General features: G+C 51.0%; 46 protein-coding genes and 1 pseudogene. 40 read left to right on the top strand and 7 right to left on the bottom strand.

What is annotated here, in order from left to right; translation table 11 throughout:
* From tuf to bfr, 3 genes and pseudogenes are all read left to right on the top strand, one after another.
* Positions 1 to 133 (top strand): annotated as a pseudogene (gene tuf, locus AB8846_RS22985) (elongation factor Tu); the annotation flags it as partial.
* A 179-nt stretch (positions 134 to 312) separates the two neighbouring features.
* Positions 313 to 507 carry a bacterioferritin-associated ferredoxin gene (gene bfd, locus AB8846_RS22980; RefSeq protein WP_008503493.1) on the top strand — a complete coding sequence of 65 codons (195 nt, stop codon included), beginning with the start codon at positions 313 to 315 and terminating at the stop codon, positions 505 to 507.
* A gap of 72 nt (positions 508 to 579) precedes the next feature.
* The gene (gene bfr / locus AB8846_RS22975) at positions 580 to 1056 is read left to right on the top strand and encodes a bacterioferritin (RefSeq protein WP_008503492.1); all 477 of its coding nucleotides are present in this window, start codon (positions 580 to 582) and stop codon (positions 1054 to 1056) included.
* Here the strand turns inward: bfr and AB8846_RS22970 are convergent.
* Positions 1040 to 1513, bottom strand: coding sequence for an A24 family peptidase (locus AB8846_RS22970; protein WP_370733765.1), 474 nt, complete (start codon positions 1511 to 1513; stop codon positions 1040 to 1042). The genes bfr and AB8846_RS22970 overlap by 17 nt on opposite strands.
* 380 nt (positions 1514 to 1893) lie before the next feature.
* On the opposite strand from AB8846_RS22970, the gene rpsJ reads away from it, so the two are divergent.
* The 31 genes from rpsJ to AB8846_RS22815 all read left to right on the top strand — a co-directional run bounded on the left by rpsJ (position 1894) and on the right by AB8846_RS22815 (position 16724).
* Positions 1894 to 2205, top strand: a complete 312-nt coding sequence (gene rpsJ / locus AB8846_RS22965; protein WP_001181005.1) for a 30S ribosomal protein S10 — start codon at positions 1894 to 1896, stop codon at positions 2203 to 2205.
* A gap of 32 nt (positions 2206 to 2237) precedes the next feature.
* A complete protein-coding gene (rplC, locus tag AB8846_RS22960; RefSeq protein WP_006178923.1) occupies positions 2238 to 2867 on the top strand; it encodes a 50S ribosomal protein L3 in 630 nt (209 codons plus the stop codon).
* 10 nt (positions 2868 to 2877) lie between these two features.
* Positions 2878 to 3483: a 50S ribosomal protein L4 gene (gene rplD, locus AB8846_RS22955; protein ID WP_000424395.1), complete on the top strand. Its 606-nt coding sequence runs from the start codon at positions 2878 to 2880 to the stop codon at positions 3481 to 3483.
* A complete protein-coding gene (gene rplW / locus AB8846_RS22950) occupies positions 3480 to 3782 on the top strand; it encodes a 50S ribosomal protein L23 (protein WP_000617546.1) in 303 nt (100 codons plus the stop codon). Before rplD ends, rplW begins: the two co-directional genes overlap by 4 nt.
* Before the next feature lie 17 nt (positions 3783 to 3799).
* On the top strand, positions 3800 to 4621 hold the full coding sequence (gene rplB, locus AB8846_RS22945) for a 50S ribosomal protein L2 (RefSeq protein ID WP_000301859.1): 822 nt from the start codon (positions 3800 to 3802) through the stop codon (positions 4619 to 4621).
* Positions 4622 to 4637: 16 nt separating this feature from the next.
* The gene (rpsS, locus tag AB8846_RS22940) at positions 4638 to 4916 is read left to right on the top strand and encodes a 30S ribosomal protein S19 (RefSeq protein WP_001138117.1); all 279 of its coding nucleotides are present in this window, start codon (positions 4638 to 4640) and stop codon (positions 4914 to 4916) included.
* 14 nt (positions 4917 to 4930) lie between these two features.
* The gene (gene rplV / locus AB8846_RS22935; RefSeq protein WP_002919773.1) at positions 4931 to 5263 is read left to right on the top strand and encodes a 50S ribosomal protein L22; all 333 of its coding nucleotides are present in this window, start codon (positions 4931 to 4933) and stop codon (positions 5261 to 5263) included.
* Positions 5264 to 5280: 17 nt separating this feature from the next.
* Positions 5281 to 5982 (top strand): 30S ribosomal protein S3, encoded by a 702-nt coding sequence (gene rpsC / locus AB8846_RS22930; protein WP_000529945.1) that lies wholly within the window; start codon positions 5281 to 5283, stop codon positions 5980 to 5982.
* A 12-nt stretch (positions 5983 to 5994) separates the two neighbouring features.
* Positions 5995 to 6405, top strand: coding sequence for a 50S ribosomal protein L16 (gene rplP, locus AB8846_RS22925; protein ID WP_002919759.1), 411 nt, complete (start codon positions 5995 to 5997; stop codon positions 6403 to 6405).
* Complete coding sequence (gene rpmC, locus AB8846_RS22920) at positions 6405 to 6596, top strand: 50S ribosomal protein L29 (protein WP_003863282.1); 192 nt, start codon at positions 6405 to 6407, stop codon at positions 6594 to 6596. Before rplP ends, rpmC begins: the two co-directional genes overlap by 1 nt.
* On the top strand, positions 6596 to 6850 hold the full coding sequence (rpsQ, locus tag AB8846_RS22915; protein WP_008503489.1) for a 30S ribosomal protein S17: 255 nt from the start codon (positions 6596 to 6598) through the stop codon (positions 6848 to 6850). Before rpmC ends, rpsQ begins: the two co-directional genes overlap by 1 nt.
* A 166-nt stretch (positions 6851 to 7016) precedes the next feature.
* A complete protein-coding gene (gene rplN / locus AB8846_RS22910) occupies positions 7017 to 7388 on the top strand; it encodes a 50S ribosomal protein L14 (protein ID WP_002919748.1) in 372 nt (123 codons plus the stop codon).
* Positions 7389 to 7398: 10 nt separating this feature from the next.
* Entirely contained in the window at positions 7399 to 7713 is a 315-nt protein-coding gene (rplX, locus tag AB8846_RS22905) for a 50S ribosomal protein L24 (RefSeq protein ID WP_003863287.1), read from the top strand.
* A 14-nt stretch (positions 7714 to 7727) separates the two neighbouring features.
* Positions 7728 to 8267, top strand: coding sequence for a 50S ribosomal protein L5 (rplE, locus tag AB8846_RS22900; protein WP_001096206.1), 540 nt, complete (start codon positions 7728 to 7730; stop codon positions 8265 to 8267).
* 14 nt (positions 8268 to 8281) lie between these two features.
* Positions 8282 to 8587 carry a 30S ribosomal protein S14 gene (gene rpsN, locus AB8846_RS22895; RefSeq protein WP_003863291.1) on the top strand — a complete coding sequence of 102 codons (306 nt, stop codon included), beginning with the start codon at positions 8282 to 8284 and terminating at the stop codon, positions 8585 to 8587.
* Between the two features lie 30 nt (positions 8588 to 8617).
* On the top strand, positions 8618 to 9010 hold the full coding sequence (rpsH, locus tag AB8846_RS22890; protein WP_006178918.1) for a 30S ribosomal protein S8: 393 nt from the start codon (positions 8618 to 8620) through the stop codon (positions 9008 to 9010).
* Between the two features lie 12 nt (positions 9011 to 9022).
* Positions 9023 to 9556 (top strand): 50S ribosomal protein L6, encoded by a 534-nt coding sequence (rplF, locus tag AB8846_RS22885; protein WP_003863296.1) that lies wholly within the window; start codon positions 9023 to 9025, stop codon positions 9554 to 9556.
* Between the two features lie 9 nt (positions 9557 to 9565).
* Positions 9566 to 9919 carry a 50S ribosomal protein L18 gene (gene rplR, locus AB8846_RS22880; RefSeq protein WP_003863297.1) on the top strand — a complete coding sequence of 118 codons (354 nt, stop codon included), beginning with the start codon at positions 9566 to 9568 and terminating at the stop codon, positions 9917 to 9919.
* A gap of 14 nt (positions 9920 to 9933) precedes the next feature.
* Positions 9934 to 10434: a 30S ribosomal protein S5 gene (gene rpsE, locus AB8846_RS22875; protein WP_003863299.1), complete on the top strand. Its 501-nt coding sequence runs from the start codon at positions 9934 to 9936 to the stop codon at positions 10432 to 10434.
* Between the two features lie 6 nt (positions 10435 to 10440).
* The gene (gene rpmD, locus AB8846_RS22870; protein ID WP_003863301.1) at positions 10441 to 10620 is read left to right on the top strand and encodes a 50S ribosomal protein L30; all 180 of its coding nucleotides are present in this window, start codon (positions 10441 to 10443) and stop codon (positions 10618 to 10620) included.
* Between the two features lie 3 nt (positions 10621 to 10623).
* Positions 10624 to 11058, top strand: a complete 435-nt coding sequence (gene rplO, locus AB8846_RS22865) for a 50S ribosomal protein L15 (RefSeq protein WP_003863304.1) — start codon at positions 10624 to 10626, stop codon at positions 11056 to 11058.
* Positions 11059 to 11065: 7 nt separating this feature from the next.
* Entirely contained in the window at positions 11066 to 12397 is a 1332-nt protein-coding gene (gene secY / locus AB8846_RS22860) for a preprotein translocase subunit SecY (RefSeq protein ID WP_003863305.1), read from the top strand.
* Positions 12398 to 12428: 31 nt separating this feature from the next.
* Positions 12429 to 12545, top strand: a complete 117-nt coding sequence (rpmJ, locus tag AB8846_RS22855) for a 50S ribosomal protein L36 (protein WP_000868187.1) — start codon at positions 12429 to 12431, stop codon at positions 12543 to 12545.
* Between the two features lie 146 nt (positions 12546 to 12691).
* Positions 12692 to 13048 carry a 30S ribosomal protein S13 gene (rpsM, locus tag AB8846_RS22850; RefSeq protein WP_003863308.1) on the top strand — a complete coding sequence of 119 codons (357 nt, stop codon included), beginning with the start codon at positions 12692 to 12694 and terminating at the stop codon, positions 13046 to 13048.
* A gap of 16 nt (positions 13049 to 13064) precedes the next feature.
* Entirely contained in the window at positions 13065 to 13454 is a 390-nt protein-coding gene (gene rpsK, locus AB8846_RS22845) for a 30S ribosomal protein S11 (RefSeq protein ID WP_003863312.1), read from the top strand.
* A gap of 33 nt (positions 13455 to 13487) precedes the next feature.
* Positions 13488 to 14108: a 30S ribosomal protein S4 gene (gene rpsD, locus AB8846_RS22840; RefSeq protein WP_004868345.1), complete on the top strand. Its 621-nt coding sequence runs from the start codon at positions 13488 to 13490 to the stop codon at positions 14106 to 14108.
* A 25-nt stretch (positions 14109 to 14133) separates the two neighbouring features.
* Positions 14134 to 15123: a DNA-directed RNA polymerase subunit alpha gene (gene rpoA / locus AB8846_RS22835; RefSeq protein WP_002919219.1), complete on the top strand. Its 990-nt coding sequence runs from the start codon at positions 14134 to 14136 to the stop codon at positions 15121 to 15123.
* Between the two features lie 40 nt (positions 15124 to 15163).
* Positions 15164 to 15547: a 50S ribosomal protein L17 gene (gene rplQ / locus AB8846_RS22830; RefSeq protein WP_001216368.1), complete on the top strand. Its 384-nt coding sequence runs from the start codon at positions 15164 to 15166 to the stop codon at positions 15545 to 15547.
* A 107-nt stretch (positions 15548 to 15654) separates the two neighbouring features.
* Positions 15655 to 16023, top strand: coding sequence for a DUF1992 domain-containing protein (locus AB8846_RS22825; protein WP_370733764.1), 369 nt, complete (start codon positions 15655 to 15657; stop codon positions 16021 to 16023).
* 2 nt (positions 16024 to 16025) lie between these two features.
* Positions 16026 to 16451, top strand: a complete 426-nt coding sequence (gene zntR, locus AB8846_RS22820; RefSeq protein WP_063145679.1) for a Zn(2+)-responsive transcriptional regulator — start codon at positions 16026 to 16028, stop codon at positions 16449 to 16451.
* 57 nt (positions 16452 to 16508) lie between these two features.
* Positions 16509 to 16724 (top strand): alternative ribosome-rescue factor A, encoded by a 216-nt coding sequence (locus AB8846_RS22815; protein WP_063145680.1) that lies wholly within the window; start codon positions 16509 to 16511, stop codon positions 16722 to 16724.
* Here AB8846_RS22815 and mscL read toward each other — a convergent pair whose 3' ends face one another.
* The 5 genes from mscL to def all read right to left on the bottom strand — a co-directional run bounded on the left by mscL (position 16725) and on the right by def (position 21510).
* On the bottom strand, positions 16725 to 17135 hold the full coding sequence (gene mscL / locus AB8846_RS22810; protein ID WP_023309449.1) for a large-conductance mechanosensitive channel protein MscL: 411 nt from the start codon (positions 17133 to 17135) through the stop codon (positions 16725 to 16727).
* Positions 17136 to 17289: 154 nt separating this feature from the next.
* On the bottom strand, positions 17290 to 18666 hold the full coding sequence (gene trkA / locus AB8846_RS22805; protein WP_008503482.1) for a Trk system potassium transporter TrkA: 1377 nt from the start codon (positions 18664 to 18666) through the stop codon (positions 17290 to 17292).
* A 22-nt stretch (positions 18667 to 18688) separates the two neighbouring features.
* Entirely contained in the window at positions 18689 to 19975 is a 1287-nt protein-coding gene (gene rsmB / locus AB8846_RS22800) for a 16S rRNA (cytosine(967)-C(5))-methyltransferase RsmB (protein ID WP_370733763.1), read from the bottom strand.
* Positions 19976 to 20027: 52 nt separating this feature from the next.
* On the bottom strand, positions 20028 to 20975 hold the full coding sequence (gene fmt / locus AB8846_RS22795) for a methionyl-tRNA formyltransferase (RefSeq protein WP_370733762.1): 948 nt from the start codon (positions 20973 to 20975) through the stop codon (positions 20028 to 20030).
* 25 nt (positions 20976 to 21000) lie between these two features.
* The gene (gene def, locus AB8846_RS22790; protein WP_008503479.1) at positions 21001 to 21510 is read right to left on the bottom strand and encodes a peptide deformylase; all 510 of its coding nucleotides are present in this window, start codon (positions 21508 to 21510) and stop codon (positions 21001 to 21003) included.
* A 127-nt stretch (positions 21511 to 21637) separates the two neighbouring features.
* Between def and dprA the strand changes: the two genes are divergently transcribed.
* The 6 genes from dprA to AB8846_RS22760 are packed head-to-tail and all read left to right on the top strand — an operon-like array spanning position 21638 to position 25421.
* Positions 21638 to 22762, top strand: a complete 1125-nt coding sequence (dprA, locus tag AB8846_RS22785) for a DNA-protecting protein DprA (RefSeq protein ID WP_370733761.1) — start codon at positions 21638 to 21640, stop codon at positions 22760 to 22762.
* Positions 22734 to 23207 (top strand): DUF494 family protein Smg, encoded by a 474-nt coding sequence (smg, locus tag AB8846_RS22780; protein ID WP_008503477.1) that lies wholly within the window; start codon positions 22734 to 22736, stop codon positions 23205 to 23207. The genes dprA and smg overlap by 29 nt, the downstream gene beginning before the upstream one ends.
* Positions 23208 to 23233: 26 nt before the next feature.
* Positions 23234 to 23788, top strand: a complete 555-nt coding sequence (locus AB8846_RS22775) for a topoisomerase DNA-binding C4 zinc finger domain-containing protein (RefSeq protein WP_370733760.1) — start codon at positions 23234 to 23236, stop codon at positions 23786 to 23788.
* Entirely contained in the window at positions 23781 to 24353 is a 573-nt protein-coding gene (tsaC, locus tag AB8846_RS22770; protein WP_023309444.1) for an L-threonylcarbamoyladenylate synthase type 1 TsaC, read from the top strand. The genes AB8846_RS22775 and tsaC overlap by 8 nt, the downstream gene beginning before the upstream one ends.
* 4 nt (positions 24354 to 24357) lie before the next feature.
* A complete protein-coding gene (aroE, locus tag AB8846_RS22765; RefSeq protein WP_023309443.1) occupies positions 24358 to 25176 on the top strand; it encodes a shikimate dehydrogenase in 819 nt (272 codons plus the stop codon).
* A complete protein-coding gene (locus tag AB8846_RS22760) occupies positions 25173 to 25421 on the top strand; it encodes a DUF1488 domain-containing protein (RefSeq protein WP_370733759.1) in 249 nt (82 codons plus the stop codon). The genes aroE and AB8846_RS22760 overlap by 4 nt, the downstream gene beginning before the upstream one ends.
* On the opposite strand, the gene AB8846_RS22755 is transcribed toward AB8846_RS22760, so the two are convergent.
* Positions 25397 to 25951 carry a gamma carbonic anhydrase family protein gene (locus tag AB8846_RS22755; protein WP_370733758.1) on the bottom strand — a complete coding sequence of 185 codons (555 nt, stop codon included), beginning with the start codon at positions 25949 to 25951 and terminating at the stop codon, positions 25397 to 25399. The genes AB8846_RS22760 and AB8846_RS22755 overlap by 25 nt on opposite strands.
* Positions 25952 to 26232: the final 281 nt, after the last annotated feature.

Raw genomic sequence — 26232 nt, 5'->3', positions numbered from 1 at the left:
AATGCCAGGCGACAACATCAAGATGGTTGTGACTCTGATCCACCCAATCGCGATGGACGACGGTCTGCGTTTCGCAATCCGTGAAGGCGGCCGTACCGTTGGCGCGGGCGTTGTTGCTAAAGTTCTGGGCTAATTAATTATCCCTGAATAAAAAAAGGACGCTTCGGCGTCCTTTTTTGTTTTCTGCCGTTCAGGCACTGTCACAAAATTTCGCATTTTTTGCCTGCTCCCGCCCCGTATTGTGGCGCTTGTGCTATTGTAATCATAACCATTCTCACTTACACTTTGCGCATAATTTGAACGGGAGTCTCTATGTACGTTTGTTTATGTAATGGTGTAAGCGACAAGAAAATACGTCAGGCCGTTCGCCAGTTTCAGCCTCAGTCATTTCAGCAGTTACGCAAATTTGTTCCGGTGGGAAATCAATGCGGTAAATGTGTACGTGCTGCGCGAGAAATCATGCAGGACGAATTGATGCAGATCCCGGAATACAAAGAGATCGCGTAAGCGCCCATCTTTTTTTTGACATCCCTGTAGCCCGATCTACGCTTCAATGAGTGGAAGCGGAGGGACTATATAATGAAAGGTGATGTTAAAATCATAAGTTATCTCAATAAATTATTGGGAAATGAGCTTGTCGCAATTAACCAGTACTTTCTTCACGCGAGAATGTTCAAAAACTGGGGGCTTAAACGTCTGAACGACGTTGAGTACCATGAATCGATCGATGAAATGAAGCACGCCGATAAATATATCGAGCGTATTTTATTCCTTGAAGGCATTCCAAACCTGCAGGATCTCGGAAAGCTGGGCATCGGAGAAGATGTCGAAGAGATGCTGCGTTCCGACCTCAGGCTGGAGCTTGAAGGCGCCAAAGATCTCCGTGAAGCCATTGCCTACGCAGACAGCGTACATGACTACGTCAGTCGCGATATGATGATCCAGATCCTGGCCGATGAAGAAGGCCACATTGACTGGCTGGAAACGGAGCTGGACCTGATTGCTAAAATCGGCCTGCAGAACTACCTTCAGTCGCAGATTAAAGTGGAAGAGTAACAACCGTCTTCCAACCTACGCATAAACCCGCTGCTGCCAGAAATGGCCCAAAAGGCAGTGGGTTTTTTAATGCCCTTTTTTCAGGGGTGAGTAACGAAAACACAAGAATGCTAAGTAGCGCCATAAGCGCAGCGAGTAACGCCAGCGTAGGCAGCATGCACCAGCCATGCCACGCGCCAAGCGCCGCCAGGTATTTTACATCGCCATATCCCATCCCTTCACGCCGGCAGATAAACCGATAGCCCCAGTAAATAACGGCAAAGCCGATATATCCAGCCATCGCACCCACCACCGCATTCGCCAGAAAATCAGGATTGATACAGAGCTGAAAGAGCAGGCCCGTCCAGAGCAGCGGGCAGAGAAATTTGTCGGGAAGCAGACCGTAGCGAATATCTGCATGGACAAGAAAGGCCGTCAGCGAAAAATAGACCAGCAAAAAGGGGAGGGTGGTTAACATGGAAATGGCCTCAAAAGGGTTTGAGCGCATACTCGTTATAATCGGCCTGGCCGGCAATCGACAAAAACGACAATTGCGTAGGGGCTCGAGACAAAGCATTGAGAAGGGATACATTGCGTGAAAAGTTGCGTGGCCCTACGCATACTGCGCCTCAGGCGCTTAATTTCTAAACGGCACTTGCGTCTTGCCCAGATTTACGTATAATGCGCGGGCTTGTCGTAATTGACGGCGGGTTCAATCTGAACCAGAGTAGCTCATTTTGTTACTCAACAATGCTCCCAATTGGGGAGCTACGTAAGAACGGTTACACTCTCCCATCAATCGTAATGGGTTTGAGGAGTAATCATTTTCGTTTATAAAATAATTGGAGCTCTGGTCTCATGCAGAACCAAAGAATCCGTATCCGCCTTAAAGCGTTTGATCATCGTCTGATCGATCAATCAACCGCGGAAATCGTCGAGACTGCTAAGCGCACTGGTGCGCAAGTCCGTGGTCCGATCCCGCTGCCGACCCGCAAAGAGCGCTTCACCGTTCTGATCTCCCCGCACGTCAACAAAGACGCGCGCGATCAGTACGAAATCCGCACTCACAAGCGTCTGGTTGACATCGTTGAGCCAACTGAGAAAACCGTTGATGCTCTGATGCGTCTGGATCTGGCTGCCGGTGTAGACGTGCAGATCAGCCTGGGTTAATCAGGTCATCGAGCGATTGAGAGGTTGATACAATGATTGGTTTAGTCGGTAAAAAAGTGGGCATGACCCGCATCTTCACTGAAGATGGCGTTTCAATCCCAGTAACCGTAATCGAAGTTGAAGCAAACCGCGTTACCCAGGTTAAAGATCTGGCTAACGATGGCTACCGCGCTGTTCAGGTGACCACTGGTGCTAAAAAAGCTAACCGTGTAACCAAACCAGAAGCGGGTCACTTCGCTAAAGCTGGCGTAGAAGCTGGCCGTGGTCTGTGGGAATTCCGTCTTGCTGAAGGCGAAGAGTTCACCGTAGGTCAGGACATTAGCGTTGAGCTGTTTGCTGACGTTAAAAAAGTTGACGTAACCGGTACCTCTAAAGGTAAAGGTTTTGCTGGTACCGTTAAGCGCTGGAACTTCCGTACCCAGGACGCTACCCACGGTAACTCCTTGTCTCACCGCGTTCCGGGTTCTATCGGTCAGAACCAGACTCCGGGCAAAGTGTTCAAAGGCAAGAAAATGGCAGGTCAGCTGGGTAACGAACGTGTAACCGTTCAGAGCCTGGACGTAGTACGTGTTGACGCTGAGCGCAACCTGCTGCTGGTTAAAGGTGCAGTTCCGGGTGCAACCGGTAGCGACCTGATCGTTAAACCAGCTGTGAAGGCGTAAGGGGATAGCAATGGAATTAGTATTGAAAGACGCGCAGAGCGCGCTGACTGTTTCCGAAACTACCTTCGGTCGTGATTTCAACGAAGCGCTGGTTCACCAGGTTGTAGTTGCTTATGCAGCTGGTGCTCGTCAGGGTACTCGTGCTCAGAAGACTCGTGCTGAAGTAACTGGTTCTGGCAAAAAGCCATGGCGCCAGAAAGGTACCGGCCGTGCGCGTTCAGGTTCTATCAAGAGCCCGATCTGGCGTTCAGGTGGCGTGACCTTCGCTGCGCGTCCACAGGACCACAGTCAAAAAGTTAACAAAAAGATGTACCGCGGCGCGCTGAAAAGCATTCTGTCCGAACTGGTACGTCAGGATCGTCTGATCGTTGTCGAGAAGTTCTCTGTTGAAGCGCCTAAAACTAAGCTGCTGGCACAGAAACTGAAAGACATGGCTCTGGAAGATGTGCTGATCATCACCGGTGAGCTGGACGAGAACCTGTTCCTGGCCGCACGTAACCTGCACAAGGTTGACGTACGCGATGCGACTGGTATCGACCCGGTTAGCCTGATCGCCTTCGACAAAGTCGTAATGACTGCTGATGCTGTTAAGCAAGTTGAGGAGATGCTGGCATGATTCGTGAAGAACGTCTGCTGAAGGTGCTTCGCGCACCGCACGTTTCTGAAAAAGCGTCTACTGCGATGGAAAAAACAAACACCATCGTTCTCAAAGTTGCTAAAGACGCGACCAAAGCAGAGATCAAAGCTGCTGTGCAGAAACTGTTTGAAGTCGAAGTCGAAGTCGTTAACACCCTGGTAGTTAAAGGGAAAGTTAAACGTCACGGACAGCGTATCGGTCGTCGTAGCGACTGGAAAAAAGCTTACGTCACCCTGAAAGAAGGCCAGAATCTGGACTTCGTTGGCGGCGCTGAGTAAGTCGGAGGAGTAATACAATGGCAGTTGTTAAATGTAAACCGACATCTCCGGGTCGTCGCCACGTAGTTAAAGTGGTTAACCCTGAGCTGCACAAGGGCAAACCTTTTGCTCCGTTGCTGGAAAAAAACAGCAAATCCGGTGGTCGTAACAACAATGGCCGTATCACCACTCGTCACATCGGTGGTGGCCACAAGCAGGCTTATCGTATTGTTGACTTCAAACGCAACAAAGACGGTATCCCAGCAGTTGTTGAACGTCTTGAGTACGATCCGAACCGTTCCGCGAACATCGCGCTGGTTCTGTACAAAGACGGCGAACGCCGTTACATCCTGGCCCCTAAAGGCCTGAAAGCTGGCGACCAGATTCAGTCTGGCGTTGATGCTGCAATCAAAGCAGGCAACACCCTGCCGATGCGCAATATCCCGGTTGGTTCTACCGTTCATAACGTAGAAATGAAACCAGGTAAAGGCGGTCAGCTGGCACGTTCCGCTGGTACTTACGTTCAGATCGTTGCTCGTGATGGTGCTTATGTCACCCTGCGTCTGCGTTCTGGTGAAATGCGTAAAGTCGAAGCAGACTGCCGCGCTACTCTGGGCGAAGTTGGCAATGCTGAGCATATGCTGCGCGTTCTGGGTAAAGCAGGTGCTGCACGCTGGCGTGGTGTTCGTCCTACCGTTCGCGGTACTGCGATGAACCCAGTCGACCACCCACATGGTGGTGGTGAAGGTCGTAACTTTGGTAAGCACCCGGTAACTCCGTGGGGCGTTCAGACCAAAGGTAAGAAGACCCGCAGCAACAAGCGTACTGATAAATTTATCGTACGTCGCCGTAGCAAATAATTTTAGAGGATAAGCCATGCCACGTTCTCTCAAGAAAGGTCCTTTTATTGACCTGCACTTGCTGAAGAAGGTAGAGAAAGCGGTGGAAAGCGGAGACAAGAAGCCCCTGCGCACTTGGTCCCGTCGTTCAACGATCTTTCCTAACATGATCGGTTTGACCATCGCTGTCCATAATGGTCGTCAGCACGTTCCAGTCTTTGTTACCGACGAAATGGTTGGTCACAAACTGGGTGAATTCGCACCGACTCGTACTTATCGCGGCCACGCTGCTGATAAAAAAGCGAAGAAGAAATAAGGTAGGAGGAAGAGATGGAAACTTTAGCTCAACATCGCCATGCTCGTTCTTCTGCTCAGAAGGTTCGCCTTGTTGCTGACCTGATTCGCGGTAAGAAAGTGTCGCAGGCCCTGGACATCCTGACCTATACCAACAAGAAAGCTGCGGTATTGGTCAAGAAAGTACTGGAATCTGCCATTGCTAACGCTGAACACAACGATGGCGCTGACATCGACGATCTGAAAGTCGCGAAAATTTTCGTAGATGAAGGCCCAAGCATGAAGCGCATTATGCCGCGTGCGAAAGGTCGTGCAGATCGCATCCTGAAGCGCACCAGCCACATTACTGTGGTTGTGTCCGATCGCTGAGACTCTGGAGACTAGCAATGGGTCAGAAAGTACATCCTAATGGTATTCGCCTGGGTATTGTAAAACCATGGAACTCTACCTGGTTTGCGAACACCAAAGAATTCGCTGACAACCTGGACAGCGATTTTAAAGTACGTCAGTACCTGACTAAGGAACTGGCTAAAGCGTCTGTATCTCGTATCGTTATCGAGCGTCCAGCAAAGAGCATCCGTGTGACTATTCACACTGCTCGTCCTGGCATCGTTATCGGTAAGAAAGGCGAAGACGTAGAAAAACTGCGCAAGGTCGTAGCGGATATCGCTGGCGTTCCTGCACAGATCAATATCGCTGAAGTTCGTAAGCCTGAACTGGACGCTAAATTGGTTGCTGACAGCATCACTTCACAGCTGGAACGTCGTGTTATGTTCCGTCGTGCTATGAAGCGTGCTGTACAGAACGCAATGCGTCTGGGCGCTAAAGGTATTAAAGTTGAAGTTAGCGGCCGTCTGGGCGGCGCGGAAATCGCACGTACCGAATGGTACCGTGAAGGTCGCGTACCGCTGCACACTCTGCGTGCTGACATCGACTACAACACCTCTGAAGCGCACACCACTTACGGTGTAATCGGCGTTAAGGTATGGATCTTCAAAGGTGAGATCCTGGGTGGTATGGCTGCTGTTGAACAACCGGAAAAACCGGCTGCTCAACCTAAAAAGCAGCAGCGTAAAGGCCGTAAATAAGGAGCGTCGCTGATGTTACAACCAAAGCGTACAAAATTCCGTAAAGTGCACAAAGGCCGCAACCGTGGTCTGGCGCAGGGTACGGATGTTAGCTTCGGCACTTTCGGTCTGAAAGCTGTTGGCCGTGGTCGTCTGACTGCACGTCAGATCGAAGCAGCACGTCGTGCAATGACCCGTGCAGTTAAGCGTCAAGGTAAGATCTGGATCCGTGTATTCCCGGACAAACCGATCACCGAGAAGCCGCTGGAAGTTCGTATGGGTAAAGGTAAAGGTAACGTGGAGTACTGGGTTGCCTTGATCCAACCGGGCAAAGTCCTTTATGAAATGGACGGTGTTCCGGAAGAGCTGGCCCGTGAAGCCTTCGGCCTGGCAGCAGCGAAACTGCCTATCAAAACCACCTTTGTAACTAAGACGGTGATGTAATGAAAGCAAAAGAGCTGCGTGAAAAAAGCGTTGAAGAGCTGAACGCTGAGCTGCTGAACCTGCTGCGTGAGCAGTTCAACCTGCGTATGCAGGCTGCAAGTGGCCAGCTGCAACAGACTCACCTGCTGAAGCAAGTGCGTCGCAATGTTGCACGCGTTAAGACTTTACTGACTCAGAAGGCGGGTGCGTAATGACCGATAAAATCCGTACTCTGCAAGGTCGTGTTGTTAGCGACAAAATGGAGAAATCCATTGTTGTAGCTATCGAACGTATTGTGAAACACCCGATCTACGGTAAATTCATCAAGCGTACGACCAAACTGCACGTACATGACGAGAACAACGAATGTGGTATCGGCGACAAGGTTGAAATCCGTGAATGCCGTCCACTGTCCAAGACTAAGTCCTGGACGCTGGTTCGCGTTGTAGAGAAAGCGGTTCTGTAATACAGTACGCCTTCTCAATACGAATAAACGGCTCAGCGATGAGCCGTTTATTTTTTCTACCCATATTGCAGAAGCGGTGTTATAATGCCGCGCCCTCGATATGGGGCTTTTTAACGGCTCTGATTTTAGAGTCTCAGGTAGTAGTTGACATTAGCGGAGCACTAAAATGATCCAAGAACAGACTATGCTGAACGTCGCCGACAACTCCGGTGCACGTCGCGTAATGTGTATCAAGGTTCTGGGTGGCTCGCACCGTCGCTACGCAGGCGTAGGCGACATCATCAAGATCACCATCAAGGAAGCAATTCCACGTGGTAAGGTCAAAAAAGGTGATGTGCTGAAGGCGGTAGTGGTGCGCACCAAGAAGGGTGTTCGTCGCCCTGACGGTTCTGTCATTCGCTTCGATGGTAATGCATGCGTTATTTTAAACAATAACAGCGAGCAGCCTATCGGCACGCGTATCTTTGGGCCGGTAACTCGTGAACTTCGTACTGAGAAGTTCATGAAAATTATCTCTCTGGCACCAGAAGTACTCTAAGGAGCGAATCATGGCAGCGAAAATCCGTCGTGATGACGAAGTTATCGTGTTAACCGGTAAAGATAAAGGTAAACGCGGTAAAGTAAAAAATGTTCTGTCTTCCGGCAAACTTGTCGTTGAAGGTATCAACCTGGTTAAGAAACATCAGAAGCCGGTTCCGGCCCTGAACCAACCAGGTGGCATCGTTGAAAAAGAAGCTGCTATTCAGGTTTCTAACGTTGCAATCTTCAATGCGGCTACCGGCAAGGCTGACCGTGTAGGCTTTAGATTCGAAGACGGCAAAAAAGTCCGTTTCTTCAAGTCTAACAGCGAAACTATCAAGTAATTTGGAGTAGTACGATGGCGAAACTGCATGATTACTACAAAGACGAAGTAGTTAACAAACTCATGACTGAGTTTAACTACAATTCTGTCATGCAAGTCCCTCGGGTCGAGAAGATCACCCTGAACATGGGTGTTGGTGAAGCGATCGCTGACAAGAAACTGCTGGATAACGCAGCAGCTGACCTGACAGCAATCTCCGGTCAAAAACCGCTGATCACCAAAGCACGCAAATCTGTTGCAGGCTTCAAAATCCGTCAGGGCTATCCGATCGGCTGTAAAGTAACTCTGCGTGGCGAACGCATGTGGGAGTTCTTTGAGCGCCTGATCACTATTGCTGTTCCACGTATCCGTGACTTCCGTGGCTTGTCCGCTAAGTCTTTCGACGGTCGTGGTAACTACAGCATGGGTGTCCGTGAGCAGATCATCTTCCCAGAAATCGACTACGATAAAGTCGACCGCGTGCGTGGTTTGGATATTACCATTACCACTACTGCGAAATCTGACGAAGAAGGCCGTGCTCTGCTGGCTGCCTTTGACTTCCCGTTCCGCAAGTAAGGTAGGGTTACTGAATGGCTAAGCAATCAATGAAAGCACGCGAAGTAAAGCGCGTAGCTTTAGCTGATAAATTCTTCGCTAAACGCGCTGAACTGAAAGCGATCATTTCTGATGTGAACGCTTCCGACGAAGATCGTTGGAATGCGGTTCTCAAGCTGCAGTCTCTGCCGCGTGATTCCAGCCCGTCTCGTCAGCGTAACCGCTGTCGTCAAACAGGTCGTCCACATGGTTATGTGGGCAAGTTTGGGTTGAGCCGTATCAAACTGCGTGAAGCCGCTATGCGCGGTGAAGTGCCAGGCTTGAAAAAGGCTAGCTGGTAATTACCAATTGAATCACGGGAGTAAAGACAGATGAGCATGCAAGATCCGATCGCGGATATGCTGACCCGTATCCGTAACGGTCAGGCCGCGAACAAAGTTGCGGTCACCATGCCTTCCGCCAAGCTGAAAGTGGCAATTGCCAACGTGCTGAAGGAAGAAGGTTTTATCGAAGATTTTAAAGTTGAAGGCGACACCAAGCCGGAACTGGAACTTACTCTCAAGTATTTCCAGGGTAAAGCTGTTGTAGAAAGCATTCAGCGTGTCAGCCGCCCAGGCCTGCGCATCTATAAGAAAAAAGATGAGCTGCCAAAAGTTATGGCTGGTCTTGGTATCGCAGTTGTTTCTACCTCTAAAGGTGTTATGACTGATCGTGCAGCGCGCCAAGCTGGTCTTGGTGGCGAAATTATCTGCTACGTAGCCTAATCGGAGGAAAGAATGTCTCGTGTTGCTAAAGCACCGGTCGTTATTCCTGCCGGCGTTGATGTAAAAATCGACGGTCAGGTTATTACGATCAAAGGTAAAAACGGCGAGCTGACTCGTACCCTCAACAAAGCTGTTGAAGTTAAACATGCAGATAATGCTCTGACCTTCGGTCCACGTGATGGTTTCGTGGATGGATGGGCTCAGGCTGGTACCGCGCGTGCCCTGCTGAACTCAATGGTTGTTGGTGTTACCGAAGGCTTCACTAAAAAGCTTCAGCTGGTTGGTGTAGGTTATCGTGCAGCTATCAAAGGGAATGCAGTAGGCCTGTCTCTGGGCTTCTCACACCCTGTTGAGCATCCGCTGCCGGCCGGTATCACTGCAGAATGTCCGACTCAAACTGAAATCGTGCTGAAAGGCGCTGATAAACAGCTGATCGGTCAGGTTGCAGCAGATCTGCGCGCCTACCGTCGTCCTGAGCCTTATAAAGGCAAGGGTGTTCGTTACGCCGACGAAGTCGTGCGTACCAAAGAGGCTAAGAAGAAGTAAGGTAACACTATGGATAAGAAATCTGCTCGTATCCGTCGTGCGACCCGCGCACGCCGCAAGCTCAAAGAGCTGGGTGCAACTCGCCTGGTGGTACATCGTACCCCGCGTCATATTTACGCACAGGTAATTGCACCGAACGGTTCTGAAGTTCTGGTAGCTGCTTCTACTGTAGAAAAAGCTATCTCAGAACAATTGAAGTACACCGGTAACAAAGACGCCGCTGCAGCTGTAGGTAAAGCTGTTGCTGAACGCGCTCTGGAAAAAGGCATCAGCAATGTTTCCTTTGACCGTTCCGGGTTCCAATATCATGGTCGTGTCCAGGCACTGGCAGATGCTGCCCGTGAAGCTGGCCTTCAGTTCTAAGGTAGAGGTGTAAGATGGCTCACATCGAAAAACAGGCTGGCGAACTGCAGGAAAAGCTGATCGCGGTAAACCGCGTATCTAAAACCGTTAAAGGTGGTCGTATTTTCTCCTTCACAGCTCTGACTGTAGTAGGCGATGGTAACGGTCGCGTTGGTTTTGGTTACGGTAAAGCGCGTGAAGTTCCAGCAGCGATCCAGAAAGCGATGGAAAAAGCCCGTCGCAATATGATTAACGTCGCGCTGAACAACGGCACCCTGCAGCACCCAGTTAAAGGTGTTCACACGGGGTCTCGTGTATTCATGCAGCCAGCTTCAGAAGGTACCGGTATCATCGCCGGTGGTGCAATGCGCGCCGTTCTGGAAGTTGCTGGGGTTCATAACGTTCTGGCCAAAGCATATGGTTCCACCAACCCGATCAACGTGGTTCGTGCAACTATTGATGGCCTGGAAAATATGAATTCTCCAGAAATGGTCGCTGCCAAGCGTGGTAAATCCGTTGAAGAAATTCTGGGGTAATTGACCATGGCAAAGACTATTAAAATCACTCAAACCCGCAGTGCAATCGGTCGTCTGCCGAAACACAAGGCAACGCTGCTTGGCCTGGGTCTGCGTCGTATTGGTCATACCGTTGAGCGCGAGGATACTCCTGCTGTTCGTGGTATGGTCAACGCGGTTTACTTCATGGTTAAAGTTGAGGAGTAAGAGATGCGTTTAAATACTCTGTCTCCGGCCGAAGGCTCTAAAAAGGCGGGTAAACGCCTGGGTCGTGGTATCGGTTCTGGCCTCGGCAAAACCGGTGGTCGTGGTCACAAAGGTCAGAACTCTCGTTCTGGCGGTGGCGTACGTCGCGGTTTCGAGGGTGGCCAGATGCCACTGTACCGTCGTCTGCCGAAGTTCGGCTTCACTTCTCGCAAAGCAGCGATTACAGCGGAAATCCGTCTGTCTGACCTGGCGAAAGTTGAAGGCGGCGTTGTAGACCTGAACACGCTGAAAGCAGCAAACATTATCGGTATCCAGATCGAGTTCGCGAAAGTGATCCTGGCTGGTGAAGTTTCTACTCCGGTAACTGTTCGTGGCCTGCGTGTTACTAAAGGTGCTCGTGCTGCTATCGAAGCTGCTGGCGGTAAAATTGAGGAATAAGTAGCAGATGGCTAAGCAACCGGGATTAGATTTTCAAAGTGCCAAAGGTGGATTTGGCGAGCTGAAACGCAGACTGCTGTTTGTTATCGGCGCGCTGATTGTGTTCCGTATTGGCTCTTTTATTCCGATCCCTGGTATCGATGCCGCTGTACTTGCCAAACTGCTTGAGCAACAGCGAGGCACCATCATTGAAATGTTCAACATGTTCTCTGGTGGTGCTCTCAGCCGTGCTTCTATCTTTGCATTGGGTATTATGCCGTACATTTCGGCATCTATAATTATCCAGCTGCTGACGGTCGTTCATCCGGCCCTGGCAGAGTTGAAGAAAGAAGGGGAGTCTGGACGTCGTAAGATTAGTCAGTACACCCGTTACGGTACTCTGGTGCTGGCAATATTCCAGTCGATCGGTATTGCTACCGGTCTGCCGAATATGCCTGGTATGCAGGGCCTGGTGTTAAACCCGGGCTTTGCATTCTACTTCACCGCTGTTGTAAGTCTGGTCACAGGTACTATGTTCCTGATGTGGCTCGGCGAACAGATTACTGAGCGTGGTATCGGTAACGGTATCTCAATCATTATCTTCGCCGGTATTGTTGCGGGCCTCCCGCCAGCCATCGCCCACACTATCGAGCAAGCGCGTCAAGGCGACCTGCACTTCCTCCTGTTGCTGTTGGTTGCAGTATTAGTATTTGCAGTGACGTTCTTTGTTGTCTTCGTTGAACGTGGTCAACGCCGCATTGTGGTGAACTACGCTAAACGTCAGCAAGGTCGTCGTGTCTATGCTGCACAGAGCACACATTTACCGCTGAAAGTGAACATGGCGGGGGTTATCCCGGCTATCTTCGCTTCCAGTATTATTCTGTTCCCGGCAACCATCGCGTCATGGTTCGGGGGCGGTACTGGTTGGAACTGGCTGACAACAATTTCGCTGTATTTGCAGCCTGGGCAACCACTTTATGTGTTACTCTATGCGTCTGCGATCATCTTCTTCTGTTTCTTCTACACGGCGTTGGTCTTCAACCCGCGTGAAACAGCAGATAACCTGAAGAAGTCCGGTGCATTTGTACCAGGAATTCGTCCGGGAGAGCAAACGGCGAAGTATATCGATAAAGTAATGACTCGCCTGACTTTGGTTGGTGCGCTTTATATTACTTTTATCTGCCTGATCCCGGAGTTCATGCGTGATGCAATGAAAGTACCGTTCTACTTCGGTGGGACCTCACTGCTTATCGTTGTTGTCGTGATTATGGACTTTATGGCTCAAGTGCAAACTCTGATGATGTCGAGTCAGTACGAGTCTGCATTGAAGAAGGCGAACCTGAAAGGCTACGGCCGCTAAATGGTCGTCTGAGAAGTTACGGAGAGTAAAAATGAAAGTTCGTGCTTCCGTCAAGAAATTATGCCGTAACTGCAAAATCGTTAAGCGTGATGGTGTCATCCGTGTGATTTGCAGTGCCGAGCCGAAGCATAAACAGCGCCAAGGCTGATTATTTCGCATATTTTTCTTGCAAAGTTGGGTTGAGCTGGCTAGATTAGCCAGCCAATCTTTTGTATGTCTGTACGTTTCCATTTGAGTATCCTGAAAACGGGCTTTTCAGCATGGTGCGTACATATTAAATAGTAGGAGTGCATAGTGGCCCGTATAGCAGGCATTAACATTCCTGATCAGAAACATGCTGTGATCGCATTAACTTCGATCTACGGCGTCGGCAAGACCCGTTCTAAAGCCATTCTGGCTGCAGCGGGTATCGCTGAAGATGTTAAGATCAGTGAGCTGTCTGAAGAACAAATCGACACGCTGCGTGACGAAGTTGCCAAATTTGTCGTTGAAGGTGATCTGCGCCGTGAAATCAGCATGAGCATCAAGCGCCTGATGGATCTTGGTTGCTATCGCGGTTTGCGTCATCGTCGTGGTCTGCCAGTGCGCGGTCAGCGTACTAAGACCAACGCACGTACCCGTAAGGGTCCGCGCAAACCGATCAAGAAATAATCGGGGTGATTGAATAATGGCAAAGGCACCAGTTCGTGCACGTAAACGTGTAAGAAAACAAGTCTCTGACGGCGTGGCTCATATCCATGCTTCTTTCAACAACACCATCGTTACTATTACTGATCGTCAGGGTAACGCATTGGGTTGGGCAACAGCCGGTGGTTCCGGTTTCCGTGGTTCTCGCAAATCCACTCCGTTCGCAGCTCAGGTTGCAGCAGAGCGTTGCGCAGAAGCCGTAAAAGAATACGGCATCAAGAATCTGGAAGTTATGGTTAAAGGTCCGGGTCCGGGTCGTGAATCTACTGTTCGCGCTCTGAACGCCGCTGGTTTCCGCATCACGAATATTACTGATGTGACTCCGATCCCTCATAACGGTTGTCGTCCGCCGAAAAAACGTCGCGTATAACGCTCCGTTTTTTAGGTTAGTTGGAGATAGAAAATGGCAAGATATTTGGGTCCTAAGCTCAAGCTGAGCCGTCGTGAGGGCACCGACTTATTCCTTAAGTCTGGCGTTCGCGCGATCGATACCAAGTGTAAAATTGAACAAGCTCCTGGCCAGCACGGTGCGCGTAAACCGCGTCTGTCTGACTATGGTGTGCAGTTGCGTGAAAAGCAAAAAGTTCGCCGTATGTACGGTGTGCTGGAGCGTCAGTTCCGTAACTACTATAAAGAAGCAGCACGTCTGAAAGGCAACACAGGTGAAAACCTGCTGGCTCTGCTGGAAGGTCGTCTGGACAACGTTGTATACCGTATGGGCTTCGGCGCTACTCGTGCTGAATCACGTCAGCTGGTTAGCCACAAAGCAATCATGGTAAACGGTCGTGTTGTTAACATCGCTTCTTATCAGGTTAAAGCGAATGACGTTGTTAGCATTCGTGAGAAAGCGAAAAAGCAATCTCGCGTGAAGGCCGCTCTGGAGCTGGCTGAGCAGCGTGAAAAGCCAACCTGGCTGGAAGTTGATGCTGGCAAGATGGAAGGTACGTTCAAGCGTCAGCCAGAACGTTCTGATCTGTCTGCGGACATTAACGAACACCTGATCGTCGAGCTTTACTCCAAGTAAAGCTTAGTACCAAAGAGAGGACACAATGCAGGGTTCTGTGACAGAGTTTCTAAAACCGCGCCTGGTAGATATCGAGCAAGTGAGTTCGACGCACGCCAAGGTGACCCTTGAGCCTTTAGAGCGTGGCTTTGGCCATACTCTGGGTAACGCACTGCGCCGTATTCTGCTCTCATCGATGCCGGGTTGCGCGGTGACCGAGGTTGAGATTGATGGTGTACTTCATGAGTACAGCACCAAAGAAGGCGTTCAGGAAGATATCCTTGAAATCCTGCTCAACCTGAAAGGGCTGGCGGTGAGAGTTCAGGGTAAAGATGAAGTTATTCTTACTCTGAATAAATCTGGCATTGGCCCTGTGACTGCAGCCGACATCACCCACGACGGTGATGTTGAAATCGTCAAGCCGCAGCACGTGATCTGCCACCTGACCGATGAGAACGCAGCTATTAGCATGCGTATCAAAGTTCAGCGCGGTCGTGGTTATGTGCCGGCTTCTGCCCGAATTCATTCGGAAGAAGATGAGCGCCCAATCGGCCGTCTGCTGGTCGACGCATGCTACAGCCCTGTAGAGCGTATTGCCTACAATGTTGAAGCAGCGCGTGTAGAACAGCGTACCGACCTGGACAAGCTGGTCATCGAAATGGAAACCAACGGCACAATCGATCCTGAAGAGGCGATTCGTCGTGCGGCAACCATCCTGGCAGAACAACTGGAAGCTTTCGTTGACTTACGTGATGTACGTCAGCCGGAAGTGAAAGAAGAGAAACCAGAATTCGATCCGATCCTGCTGCGCCCTGTTGACGATCTCGAATTGACTGTCCGCTCTGCTAACTGCCTCAAGGCAGAAGCTATCCACTATATCGGTGATCTGGTACAGCGTACCGAGGTTGAGTTGCTGAAAACGCCGAACCTGGGTAAAAAATCTCTTACTGAGATTAAAGACGTGCTGGCTTCACGTGGTTTGTCTCTGGGCATGCGCCTGGAAAACTGGCCACCGGCAAGCATTGCTGACGAGTAACCGGATCACAGGTTAAGGTTTTACTGAGAAGGATAAGGTCATGCGCCATCGTAAGAGTGGTCGTCAACTGAACCGCAACAGCAGCCATCGCCAGGCTATGTTCCGCAACATGGCAGGTTCACTGGTTCGTCATGAGATCATCAAGACGACCCTGCCTAAAGCGAAAGAGCTGCGTCGCGTAGTTGAGCCGCTGATTACTCTTGCCAAGACTGACAGCGTTGCTAATCGTCGTCTGGCATTCGCCCGCACTCGTGATAACGAGATCGTGGCAAAACTGTTTAACGAACTGGGCCCGCGTTTCGCGAGCCGTGCCGGTGGTTACACTCGCATTCTGAAGTGTGGTTTCCGTGCAGGCGACAACGCGCCGATGGCTTACATCGAGCTGGTTGATCGTTCAGAGAAAGCAGAAGCTGCTGCAGAGTAATCTGTAGTAACGTAAAAAAACCCGCTCCGGCGGGTTTTTTTATATCCGCGATATCCCCACTTCTCTACAATGTCTGTATCAATTCTGTTCATCCCCAGGAGCTGGTAATGTGGTTGCTTGACCAGTGGGCAGAACGACATATTCGCGATGCCCAAAGTAAAGGTGAATTCGACGATCTTCCGGGTAGCGGCGAACCCCTTGTGCTTGATGATGATTCGTACATTGCGCCTGAACTACGGGCTGGATACCGTTTACTTAAAAATGCAGGATGTCTCCCTCCGGAGCTCGAACAGCGCAGAGAGGCTGTAGAACTGGCCGATCTTCTCAAAGGGATCCGCCATGACGATCCGCGATACTCTGAACTTAGCCGCCGCCTCGCCCTGCTTGAACTCAAGCTGCGCCAGGCTGGGATGAACACTGATTTTCTGCGCGGAGAATACGGCGAAAGAGTGATGCAGAAAATAAACGAGGAGTAGTTATGTACCGCATCGGTGAACTTGCGAAGCTTGCGAACGTCACGCCGGATACCATCCGATATTACGAAAAGCAGCAGATGATCGATCATGAAGTTCGTACTGAAGGGGGCTTTCGCCTTTATACCGATAACGATCTGCAGCGACTGCGGTTTATTCGTTACGCGCGTCAGCTCGGCTTCACGCTGGATTCGATCCGCGAGTTATTATCGATCCGCATCGATCCGGAACATCACACCTGCCAGGAATCTAAAAGCATTGTGCAGTCCCGGCTGGATGAAGTGGAAGCACGCATTCAGGAATTGCAAACCATGCAGCGCTCTCTGCAAAGGCTGAATGATGCCTGCTGCGGGACGGCCCACAGCAGTATTTACTGTTCAATTCTCGAAGCCCTTGAACAGGGAGCGAGTGGAGAAAAACAGGGCTGTTGATTTTTAGTTCATCCGGGTCTAGACTCCCGTCGTCATAAACCCTGCTCTGGAGACATTATGAGCCGCTATCAGCACACGAAAGGACAAATTAAGGACAATGCCATTGAGGCGTTACTTCACGACCCGTTATTCAGGCAGCGCGTTGAGAAGAATAAAAAAGGGAAAGGAAGTTATCTGCGTAAAAACAAACATGAAAAACGGGGTAACTGGGAGGCCAGTGGCAAGCAAGCGAATCGCTTATTTACCACTGGCCTTCCTGCTTTTATCTGTTGATTATACGCGGTTATTCTGCTCTTTTAGCAGATCGCGGATCTCACTCAGCAGCACTTCTTCTTTGGTTGGTGCAGGTGCTGCAGCCGGCTCTTCTTTTTTACGGTTGAGCCTGTTGATCAGCTTGATAGCCATAAAAATGGCAAACGCGACAATCACAAAATCAAATACGTTCTGAATGAATACGCCATAGTGCATAACTACTGCCGGAACATCACCTTGCGCTTCACGCAGTGTGAAAGCGAATTGTTTGAAATCAATGCCCCCGATTAACAGCCCTAAAGGTGGCATGATAATGTCGGCCACTAATGATGAAACAATCTTGCCGAATGCTGCACCAATAATGACACCCACTGCCAAATCCACCACGTTCCCGCGCATCGCAAATTCGCGAAATTCTTTAATAAAACTCATTGTTCTCTCCTTGTGCCAGCTGACGAGTATAAGTTTAACAAATGATTAGCCAATTGCCATTCGGGATAATTAAACGTTATGAAAAATGAAAGGCACAGAAATGAAAAGGATAAAGTGTGGGTGCTCTTTCTCGAGCACCCAACTCTTTAAAGGTTTAAAGGAAGAATGGACTTGGCTGGAATAAACGTTCGACGTCGGTAATAAACTTTTTATCGGTAAGGAACATAATTACGTGATCGCCTTGCTCAATACGTAAATTGTCATTGGCAATCATGACGTCATTCCCACGCACAACGGCGCCGATAATCGTGCCTGGTGGCAGCTTAATTTCGTCGATCGACCGGCCCACGACGCGTGACGTAGTTTCATCTCCGTGAGCAACGGCTTCAATGGCTTCCGCTACGCCACGGCGGAGCGATGACACACCGACAATATCCGCTTTACGAACATGGCTCAGAAGTGCGGAAATTGTCGCCTGCTGCGGCGAAATGGCAATATCAATTACGCTGCCCTGGACCAGATCGACATACGCCTTGCGCTGGATAAGCACCATGACCTTCTTTGCTCCCATACGCTTGGCGAGCATGGCGGACATTATATTCGCCTCGTCGTCGTTGGTGACGGCAATAAAGAGATCAACTTGATCAATATGCTCTTCAGCCAGCAACTCCTGATCCGACGCATCGCCATAAAATACGATCGTATTTTGCAGTTTTTCCGCCAGTTCAGCAGCACGCTGTTGATCGCGCTCGATCAATTTTACGCTGTAATCTTTTTCTAACCGATGTGCCAGACCTGCACCTATATTGCCGCCGCCGACCAGCATAATGCGTTTATAGGGTTTTTCGAGACGCTGAAGTTCACTCATCACCGCACGAATATGCTGTGAGGCCGCAATAAAGAAGACCTCATCACCTGCTTCGACAATCGTGGAACCTTGCGGGCGGATTGGCCTGTCGTGACGGAAAATGGCTGCGACGCGCGTATCGATATGCGGCATGTGCTCGCGCATGGTGGAAAGCGCATTGCCGATCAATGGTCCACCGTAATAGGCTTTAACCACTGCCAGGCTCACTTTACCTTCGGCAAAGTTCACCACCTGCAGGGCGCCCGGATATTCGATCAGACGATAGATATTGTCGATAACCAGCTGTTCTGGCGCGATGAGATGGTCAATCGGGACCGCTTCGGAATTAAACAGTTTCTCAGCATCGCGAACATAGTCCGGAGAGCGAATACGCGCGATTCGGTTTGGCGTGTTGAAAAGCGAGTAGGCCACCTGACAGGCCACCATATTGGTTTCGTCAGAACTGGTTACCGCAACCAGCATGTCGGCATCGTCGGCACCCGCCTCACGAAGAACGCGTGGGTGCGAACCATGACCCTGCACCACGCGCAGGTCAAACTTGTCCTGTAAGACACGCAGACGATCGCCGTTGGTATCAACAATTGTGATGTCGTTGTTTTCGCCAACCAGGTTTTCCGCCAGCGTTCCGCCCACCTGTCCTGCACCCAGAATGATAATCTTCATATCTCGTGACCTGTTCTCAACATCACTCTTTGATTAGCTTAGCGTAAAAGAAGCCATCACCCTCTTCAGCACCCGGCAGGTTCTGCAGACCCGGGGATTCAGGCGTTCCCGTATCGCGCAGCGCGGCGTCTGGGGTACGTTTAAGGAAGGCCGCGATTTGCTGGCTGTTTTCTTCCGGGAGTACAGAGCAGGTTGCATAGACCAGCGTTCCGCCAGGTTTAAGATGTGGCCAAATAGCGTCGAGAATGTCGGATTGCAGTTGGGCAAGTTCCTTAATATCACGATCGCGGCGTAGCCATTTGATGTCCGGATGACGACGAATAACACCGGTTGCAGAGCAGGGGGCGTCCAGCAAAATGCGATCGAATTGTGTTTCACCACACCATTCTGCGGGTTTGCGTCCATCGCCTTGCTTAACCTGAGCCTTCATGCCCAGACGCTTGAGGTTGTCGTAGACGCGTGAAAGACGCTGTTCATCGACGTCCACTGCCATCACGCTGGCCTGTGGAGCCACTTCAAGAATATGCGTTGTTTTCCCCCCAGGCGCGGCGCACAGATCGAGGATCTGCTCACCATTTTGGGGTTCAAGCCAGGTCATGCAACCCTGAGCCGAGGCATCCTGTACGGTTACCCAGCCTTCATCAAAACCGGGTAATGCATGCACCGGTGACGGTGAGGCCAGGCGTACAGCATCCGGATAGGCTTCATGCGGGAATCCACTCATTCCGGCTTCTTCAAGTAATGCCAGCCATGCGTCACGGGTGTGGTGATTACGATTCACGCGTAACCACATTGGTGGACGCTGGTTGTTGACATCGGCAATTTCCTGCCACTGCTGTGGATAGGCTTTTTTCAGGCGCTTCAACAGCCAGTCCGGGTGCAGAAAACGTGCTTCGTTTTGGGCAAATTCAGCCAGAAGCTCTTCCTGCTGTCTCTGGAACTGACGCAGTACGCCGTTGATCAGCCCTTTCAGCTGAGGGCGTTTAATCGCAACGGCACCTTCCACCGTCTCAGCCAGCGCGGCATGAGGTGGGATGCGGGTATGAAGAAGCTGATAAAAACCCACCATAATCAAATAGTGTACGGTGCGCTGCTTGCCTGTCATTGGGCGTGACATCAGCTTGTTAATCAACCATTCAAGCTGAGAAAGCGTGCGCAGAACGCCAAAGCAGAGCTCCTGAAGCAGAGCTTTGTCTTTATCAGAGACTTTTTGTTGCAGAGGAGGCAGGACGTTACTTAATGACTGACCCTGCTCGATAACCTGCTCGACGGCCTGAGCCGCCATACTGCGTAGATTTTGTTTTTTCATAACCGTAAAAATAAAAATGCCCGGAAACACCGGGCCTTAAGGATAAATTTGCTCAGGCAAGACGATTGCCCGGAATAAACCATTCGCGGCGGGAATTTAACAGATCCTGAGCGCTCATGGCCTTCTTTCCGGCCGGTTGTAGCGATTCAAGATTCAGGATCCCTTGCGCAGTCGCCACCTGGATCCCGTTCTTATTGGCGTCAACAATCGTACCGGGTTCAGCCGTGGTATTACCGCTAATGACGGAGGCTTTCCAGACTTTCACCGGCTGCTCATCAATCTCCATCCAGCTCATTGGCCACGGATTAAAGGCACGAATGCAGCGTTCAAGTTGAGCGGCTGAAAGGGACCAGTCGATCCGCGCTTCTTCCTTGCTCAGTTTTTCGGCATACGTCACCAGTGCGTCATCCTGAACTTCCGGTTTCGCCGTATTATCAGCCAGCTGCTGGAGCGTCTCGATAAGCCCTTGTGGACCAAGGTCTGCCAGTTTGTCATACAGCGTGGCGCTGGTATCGTCTGGCGTAATGGGGCAGGCCAGTTTATACAGCATATCGCCGGTGTCTAAACCTACGTCCATCTTCATGATGGTAACGCCCGTTTCGGCATCACCTGCCCACAGCGAGCGCTGGATAGGTGCAGCACCACGCCAGCGCGGGAGCAGAGACCCATGCACGTTGATGCACCCCAGGCGAGGCATATCGAGCACAGCTTTTGGTAGAATTAAACCGTAAGCCACCACCACCATTACGTCGGCATTCAGGTCAGCAACCAGCTGCTGATTTTCCTGTGGGCGTAACGATGCGGGCTGGAAAACGGGTAGCCCATGCTCTTCTGCCAGCACCTTTACGGGGCTCGGCATCAGTTTTTTACCGCGACCTGCCGGACGGTCCGGTTGGGTAAAGACGCCAACAACCTGGTGACCAGAAGATAACAGCGCGTCAAGATGACGCGCTGCAAAATCAGGGGTTCCCGCGAAGATAATTCGTAGTGTTTTAGACACGATGATCCTTGTATCCGGGGGGACGTTATGCGCGAGAACGCAAACGATCCAGTTTTTCTACTTTCTGACGAATACGCTGCTGTTTCAGCGGTGAGAGATAATCGATAAACAGTTTACCGACCAGGTGATCCATCTCATGCTGAATACAAATCGCCAGCAGGTCGTCTGCTTCCAGTTCGAACGGATTACCGTCGCGATCCAGGGCGCGAATTTTCACTTTTTCGGCACGCGGCACTAACGCACGCTGTTCAGGAATGGACAGACAGCCTTCCTCGATACCGGTTTCGCCACTCTTTTCGAGCAACTCAGGGTTGATCAGCACCAGGCGGCCATCACGATTTTCAGAAACATCAATCACGATAATACGCTTGTGAATGTCCACCTGCGTCGCCGCCAGGCCAATGCCTTCTTCGGCGTACATGGTATCGAACATATCATCAACGATACGCTGGATTTCTGCATTCACTTCTTTGACCGGTTCAGCGACGATGCGAAGGCGCTCGTCCGGAATATGTAACACTTGCAAAACTGCCATAAATTTCCAGAGTCGTGTTCAGGAGTTGATAAGAATACTCTCTCTATTCTAGACAAATCCCCCATCGATTGACAGCATCAGTGACCAATCGCAATGATTGCGGAAGCCGCTTATGGCAGGGGAAAGGATGACGTCTATCGAGATATGGCTACGGCTAATACACACAGGGTGTCTGTGTGGTGATGTAATGCTGGAAGCGGCTGCGCGACTGCAGAAGCAGGAGAACATTGATGCGCTCGTCGCCAGGAACGCCGGACTGACGGCAAAGCAGGCTGAACGGTTCTTTGCGCCAGACGAGAGCGAGCTGGAACGTAGCCTGATGTGGCTTGAGCAGCCGGGAAATCACTTATTGACGGCCAACCATCCGCTTTATCCCCCTTTGCTCCGAACGATTCCTGATTATCCCGGAGCATTATTCGTAAAAGGTAACCCTGAGGCGCTTAATACGGTTCAACTGGCCGTGGTCGGCAGTCGTGCGCCGTCATGGTACGGCGAGCGATGGGGGAAAATCCTGTGCGAACAACTGTCACAAAGCGGTTTTACGATCACCAGCGGGCTGGCCTGCGGTATTGACGGCGTTGCCCACAGCGCGGCGCTGTCAGTGAAGGGACAAAGTGTAGCGGTGCTCGGGAACGGTCTTTTTAGCATTTATCCGCGCCGACATCAGGTATTGGCGATGCGGCTTATTGAATCTGGCGGCGCGATAGTGTCTGAGTTTCCGCTTTCCGTGCAGCCCAGGCCGGCAAACTTTCCGCGTCGTAATCGCATTATCAGCGGGCTTAGCAAAGGCGTGCTGGTCGTTGAAGCGGCGCGGAGAAGCGGTTCGCTGGTCACGGCGCGATGCGCGCTCGAACAGGGGCGAGAAGTCTTCGCCTTGCCTGGTCCGATAGGCAACCCCGGATGCGAGGGGCCCCACTGGCTGATTAAGCAAGGGGCAACACCGGTAACGGAAGTAGGGGATATTCTTGAAAATTTGCAATATGGGTTGCAATGGCTGCAGGAAGATCCCGAAAAGCGACAATATTCATCAGATCAGGGAAAGGTGGCATTGCCATTTCCCAAGCTCCTGGCTAACGTAGGAGATGAGGTAACACCTGTTGACGTTGTCGCTGAACGTGCCGGCCAACCTGTGCCAGTAACGGTAGCACAGCTACTCGAACTGGAGTTAGCAGGGTGGATCGCAGCTGTACCCGGCGGCTATGTCCGATTAAGGAGGGCATGCCATGTTCGACGTACTGATGTATTTGTTTGAGACTTACATCCATAACGAAGCAGAAATGCGAGTGGATCAGGACAAATTGACACAGGATCTTACCGATGCGGGGTTTGAGCGGGAAGATATCTATAATGCGTTGATGTGGCTGGAAAAACTGGCTGATTATCAGGAAGGCCTCGCCGAACCGATGCAGCTTGCTTCTGACCCATTGTCAGTACGCATTTATACCGCAGAAGAGTGTGAAAGGCTGGACGCCAGCTGCCGGGGGTTCATCTTATTCCTTGAGCAGATTCAGGTGCTGAACCTCGAAACGAGAGAAATGGTGATAGAGCGCGTCATGGCGCTGGATACAGCAGAATTTGAACTGGAAGACCTCAAGTGGGTGATCCTGATGGTTCTGTTTAATATCCCGGGCTGTGAAAATGCCTATCAGCAAATGGAAGAATTACTCTTTGAAGTGAATGAAGGTATGCTGCACTAATTCAATGTGCAGCACCAAGAGTTGTTATGGCCAAATCAGCACTATTCACGGTGCATAAAAACGAGCCCTGCCCGCAGTGCGGGGCTGAACTTGTTATTCGGTCCGGGAAACACGGCCCGTTTCTCGGTTGTTCACAGTATCCGGAATGTGATTATGTCCGTCCCCTGAAAAGCCAGGCGGATGGACATATCGTTAAAATTCTGGAGGGGCAGTTTTGTCCAGTCTGCGGTGGTGAATTAGCCCTGCGTCAGGGGCGTTTCGGCATGTTTATTGGATGTAGCCGCTACCCGGAATGCGAGCATACGGAACAAATTGATAAGCCTGATGAAACGGCAATTGCGTGCCCTCAGTGTCAGCGCGGTCAATTGGTACAGCGCCGCTCCCGTTATGGTAAGACCTTCCATTCGTGCGATCGCTATCCTGAATGCCAGTTCGTTATCAATTTTAAACCGGTAGCGGGAACCTGCCCTCATTGCAATTATCCGCTACTTATAGAGAAGAAAACCGCGCAAGGCATGAAACGCTTCTGCGCCAGTAAACAATGTGGAAAGCCGGTTTCGGCGGATCAAAACAGTGAATAATAACCTGCCATCAGGCTCCATTGCGCATGCAGTGGACGTACTGAAAAATGAAGAAGTCATCGCCTATCCAACTGAAGCTGTTTTTGGGGTCGGTTGCGATCCTGACAGCGAGACGGCTGTGAGCCGTCTGCTTGCCTTAAAACAAAGACCCGTCGAGAAAGGGCTGATTTTGATCGCTGCGAATTACGAGCAGCTTAAACCCTATATCGATGACTCCATGCTGACGCCAGCGCAGCGCGAGACTATCTTCTCCGCGTGGCCTGGACCGGTGACCTTCGTCTTCCCGGCGCAGCCGACAACGCCGCGCTGGTTAACCGGACGATTTGATTCCCTCGCCGTTCGCGTAACTGACCATCCGCTGGTGGTTGAGCTTTGTCTGGCGTTTGGTAAACCGCTGGTCTCAACCAGCGCCAACCTGACCGGATTGCCGCCTTGTCGGACAACCGAAGAAGTACTGGCGCAGTTCGGGAATGACTTCCCTGTTGCTGTCGGTGAAACGGGAGGGCGCCTGAATCCGTCTGAAATTCGCGACGCCTTGACCGGCGAACGTTTTCGCCAGGGGTAATCTCATGGAAACCTATGCTGTTTTTGGTAATCCGATTGCACACAGCAAGTCACCGTTGATCCATCAGCAATTTGCGAAGCAGCTGCAGATAAATCATCCCTATGGTCGCGTACTGGCACCGGTGGATGCATTTATTCCAACGCTGGAGGCTTTTTTCGCCGCGGGCGGTAAAGGCGCGAATGTGACGGTCCCTTTTAAAGAGGAAGCCTTCGAACGTGCGGATGAGCTGACCGAACGCGCTTCACTGGCTGGTGCAGTCAATACCCTAAAACGGCTTGAGGATGGCCGCCTTTTGGGGGACAACACCGACGGAATTGGTTTACTTAGCGATCTGGAACGACTGTCATTTATTAAGCCTGGGTTCCGGGTCCTGCTGATTGGTGCGGGTGGCGCATCACGGGGAGTACTGTTGCCTCTGCTTTCACTGGACTGCGCGGTGACCATTACCAACAGAACCTTTTCCCGTGCAGAAGCGCTGGCGGCGTTGTTTGCGCATACCGGCAGCGTAAGCGCGGTAGCGCTTGACGATCTTGCCGATCGTGAGTTCGATCTTGTCATCAACGCCACGTCCAGCGGCATTAATGGCGAGATCCCGGCAATTCCCGCCTCTCTCGTCAGCGCGCATATGTACTTCTATGACATGTTTTATCAGAAAGGGAAGACGCCTTTCCTTAACTGGTGTGAACAACACGGCGCGAAACAGTTAGCCGATGGACTGGGAATGCTGGTGGGTCAGGCTGCGCATGCGGTGCTGCTCTGGCATGGCGTGTTGCCTGCGGTCGAACCTGTCATTGAAAAGTTAAAGCAGGAGCTGTCGGCGTGAACCAGGCTATCCATTTCCCGGACAGAGAGAACTGGGATGAGAGTAAACAAGCGGTTTGTTTTCCGGTGCTGGTTCAGGGTATGCAACTTACCTGTGCCATTCATGGGGAAACCCTGCTGCGTCGTTTTGGCGGTTCAGACCCGATAGCGGTATTTTGCGAAAATCGCTGGGATCTGGAAGAGGAAGCCAGCGATTTAATCCGCGAACAGCAGGAAAACGATCAGGGCTGGGTTTGGCTGTCCTGATCCAAATAGTCATTCTTCCAGTTAACGTAGTTGTTCGCCGAGTATTTTAACCCTTCGATCTCTGCCTCCTTCAGGGGGCGGATCTGTTTTACCGGGCTTCCCAGATAGAGATAGCCGCTCTCGAGCCGTTTGTTCTGCGGGACCAGGCTGCCGGCACCAATCATTACGTCATCTTCTACGATGACGCCATCCAGCAAAATCGACCCCATGCCAACAAGTACCCGGTTTCCGATAGTACAGCCGTGAAGCATCACTTTATGGCCGACGGTAACCTCTTCTCCAATGATGAGGGGATTGCCCTCTGGGTTATAGGAGGATTTGTGTGTGACATGCAGAACGCTACCGTCCTGAATATTGGTGCGTGCACCAATCGACACATAGTTAACATCTCCCCTGATGGCGACGAGCGGCCAGATGCTGACGTCATCGGCCATTCGGACATCACCGATCACCACGCTGCTGGCATCGATCATCACGCGATCGCCTTTTTGGGGGAAGAGATCTTTATAAGGACGTAATACTGCGGGCATATCTACCTCTAACAATGAGCGCTATACAGAAGACTTTGATCATAGTAATGGATCGAGGCAAGGCAAAATACGTCAATATTTAAGCAGATCGGGCGGGATTTCAGCGAAAAGCGCGGAAAATCAGCAGTCGGAAAAAAAGATCTAAAAAATACTTGTGCTAAAAAATGGGATCCCTATAATGCGCCTCCATCGACACGGCGGATGTGAATCACTTCACACAACAAGCGGTTCGGTTGAAGAGAAAAAATCCTGAAATAACGGGTTGACTCTGAAAGAGGAAA

This window comes from Enterobacter sp. KB-221C9 (assembly GCF_041320715.1).
GTDB classification, from domain to species: domain Bacteria; phylum Pseudomonadota; class Gammaproteobacteria; order Enterobacterales; family Enterobacteriaceae; genus Enterobacter; species Enterobacter asburiae_D.
Note: the sequence above shows the minus strand (reverse complement) of the source record. Positions and strands in the feature narration are given on the sequence as shown.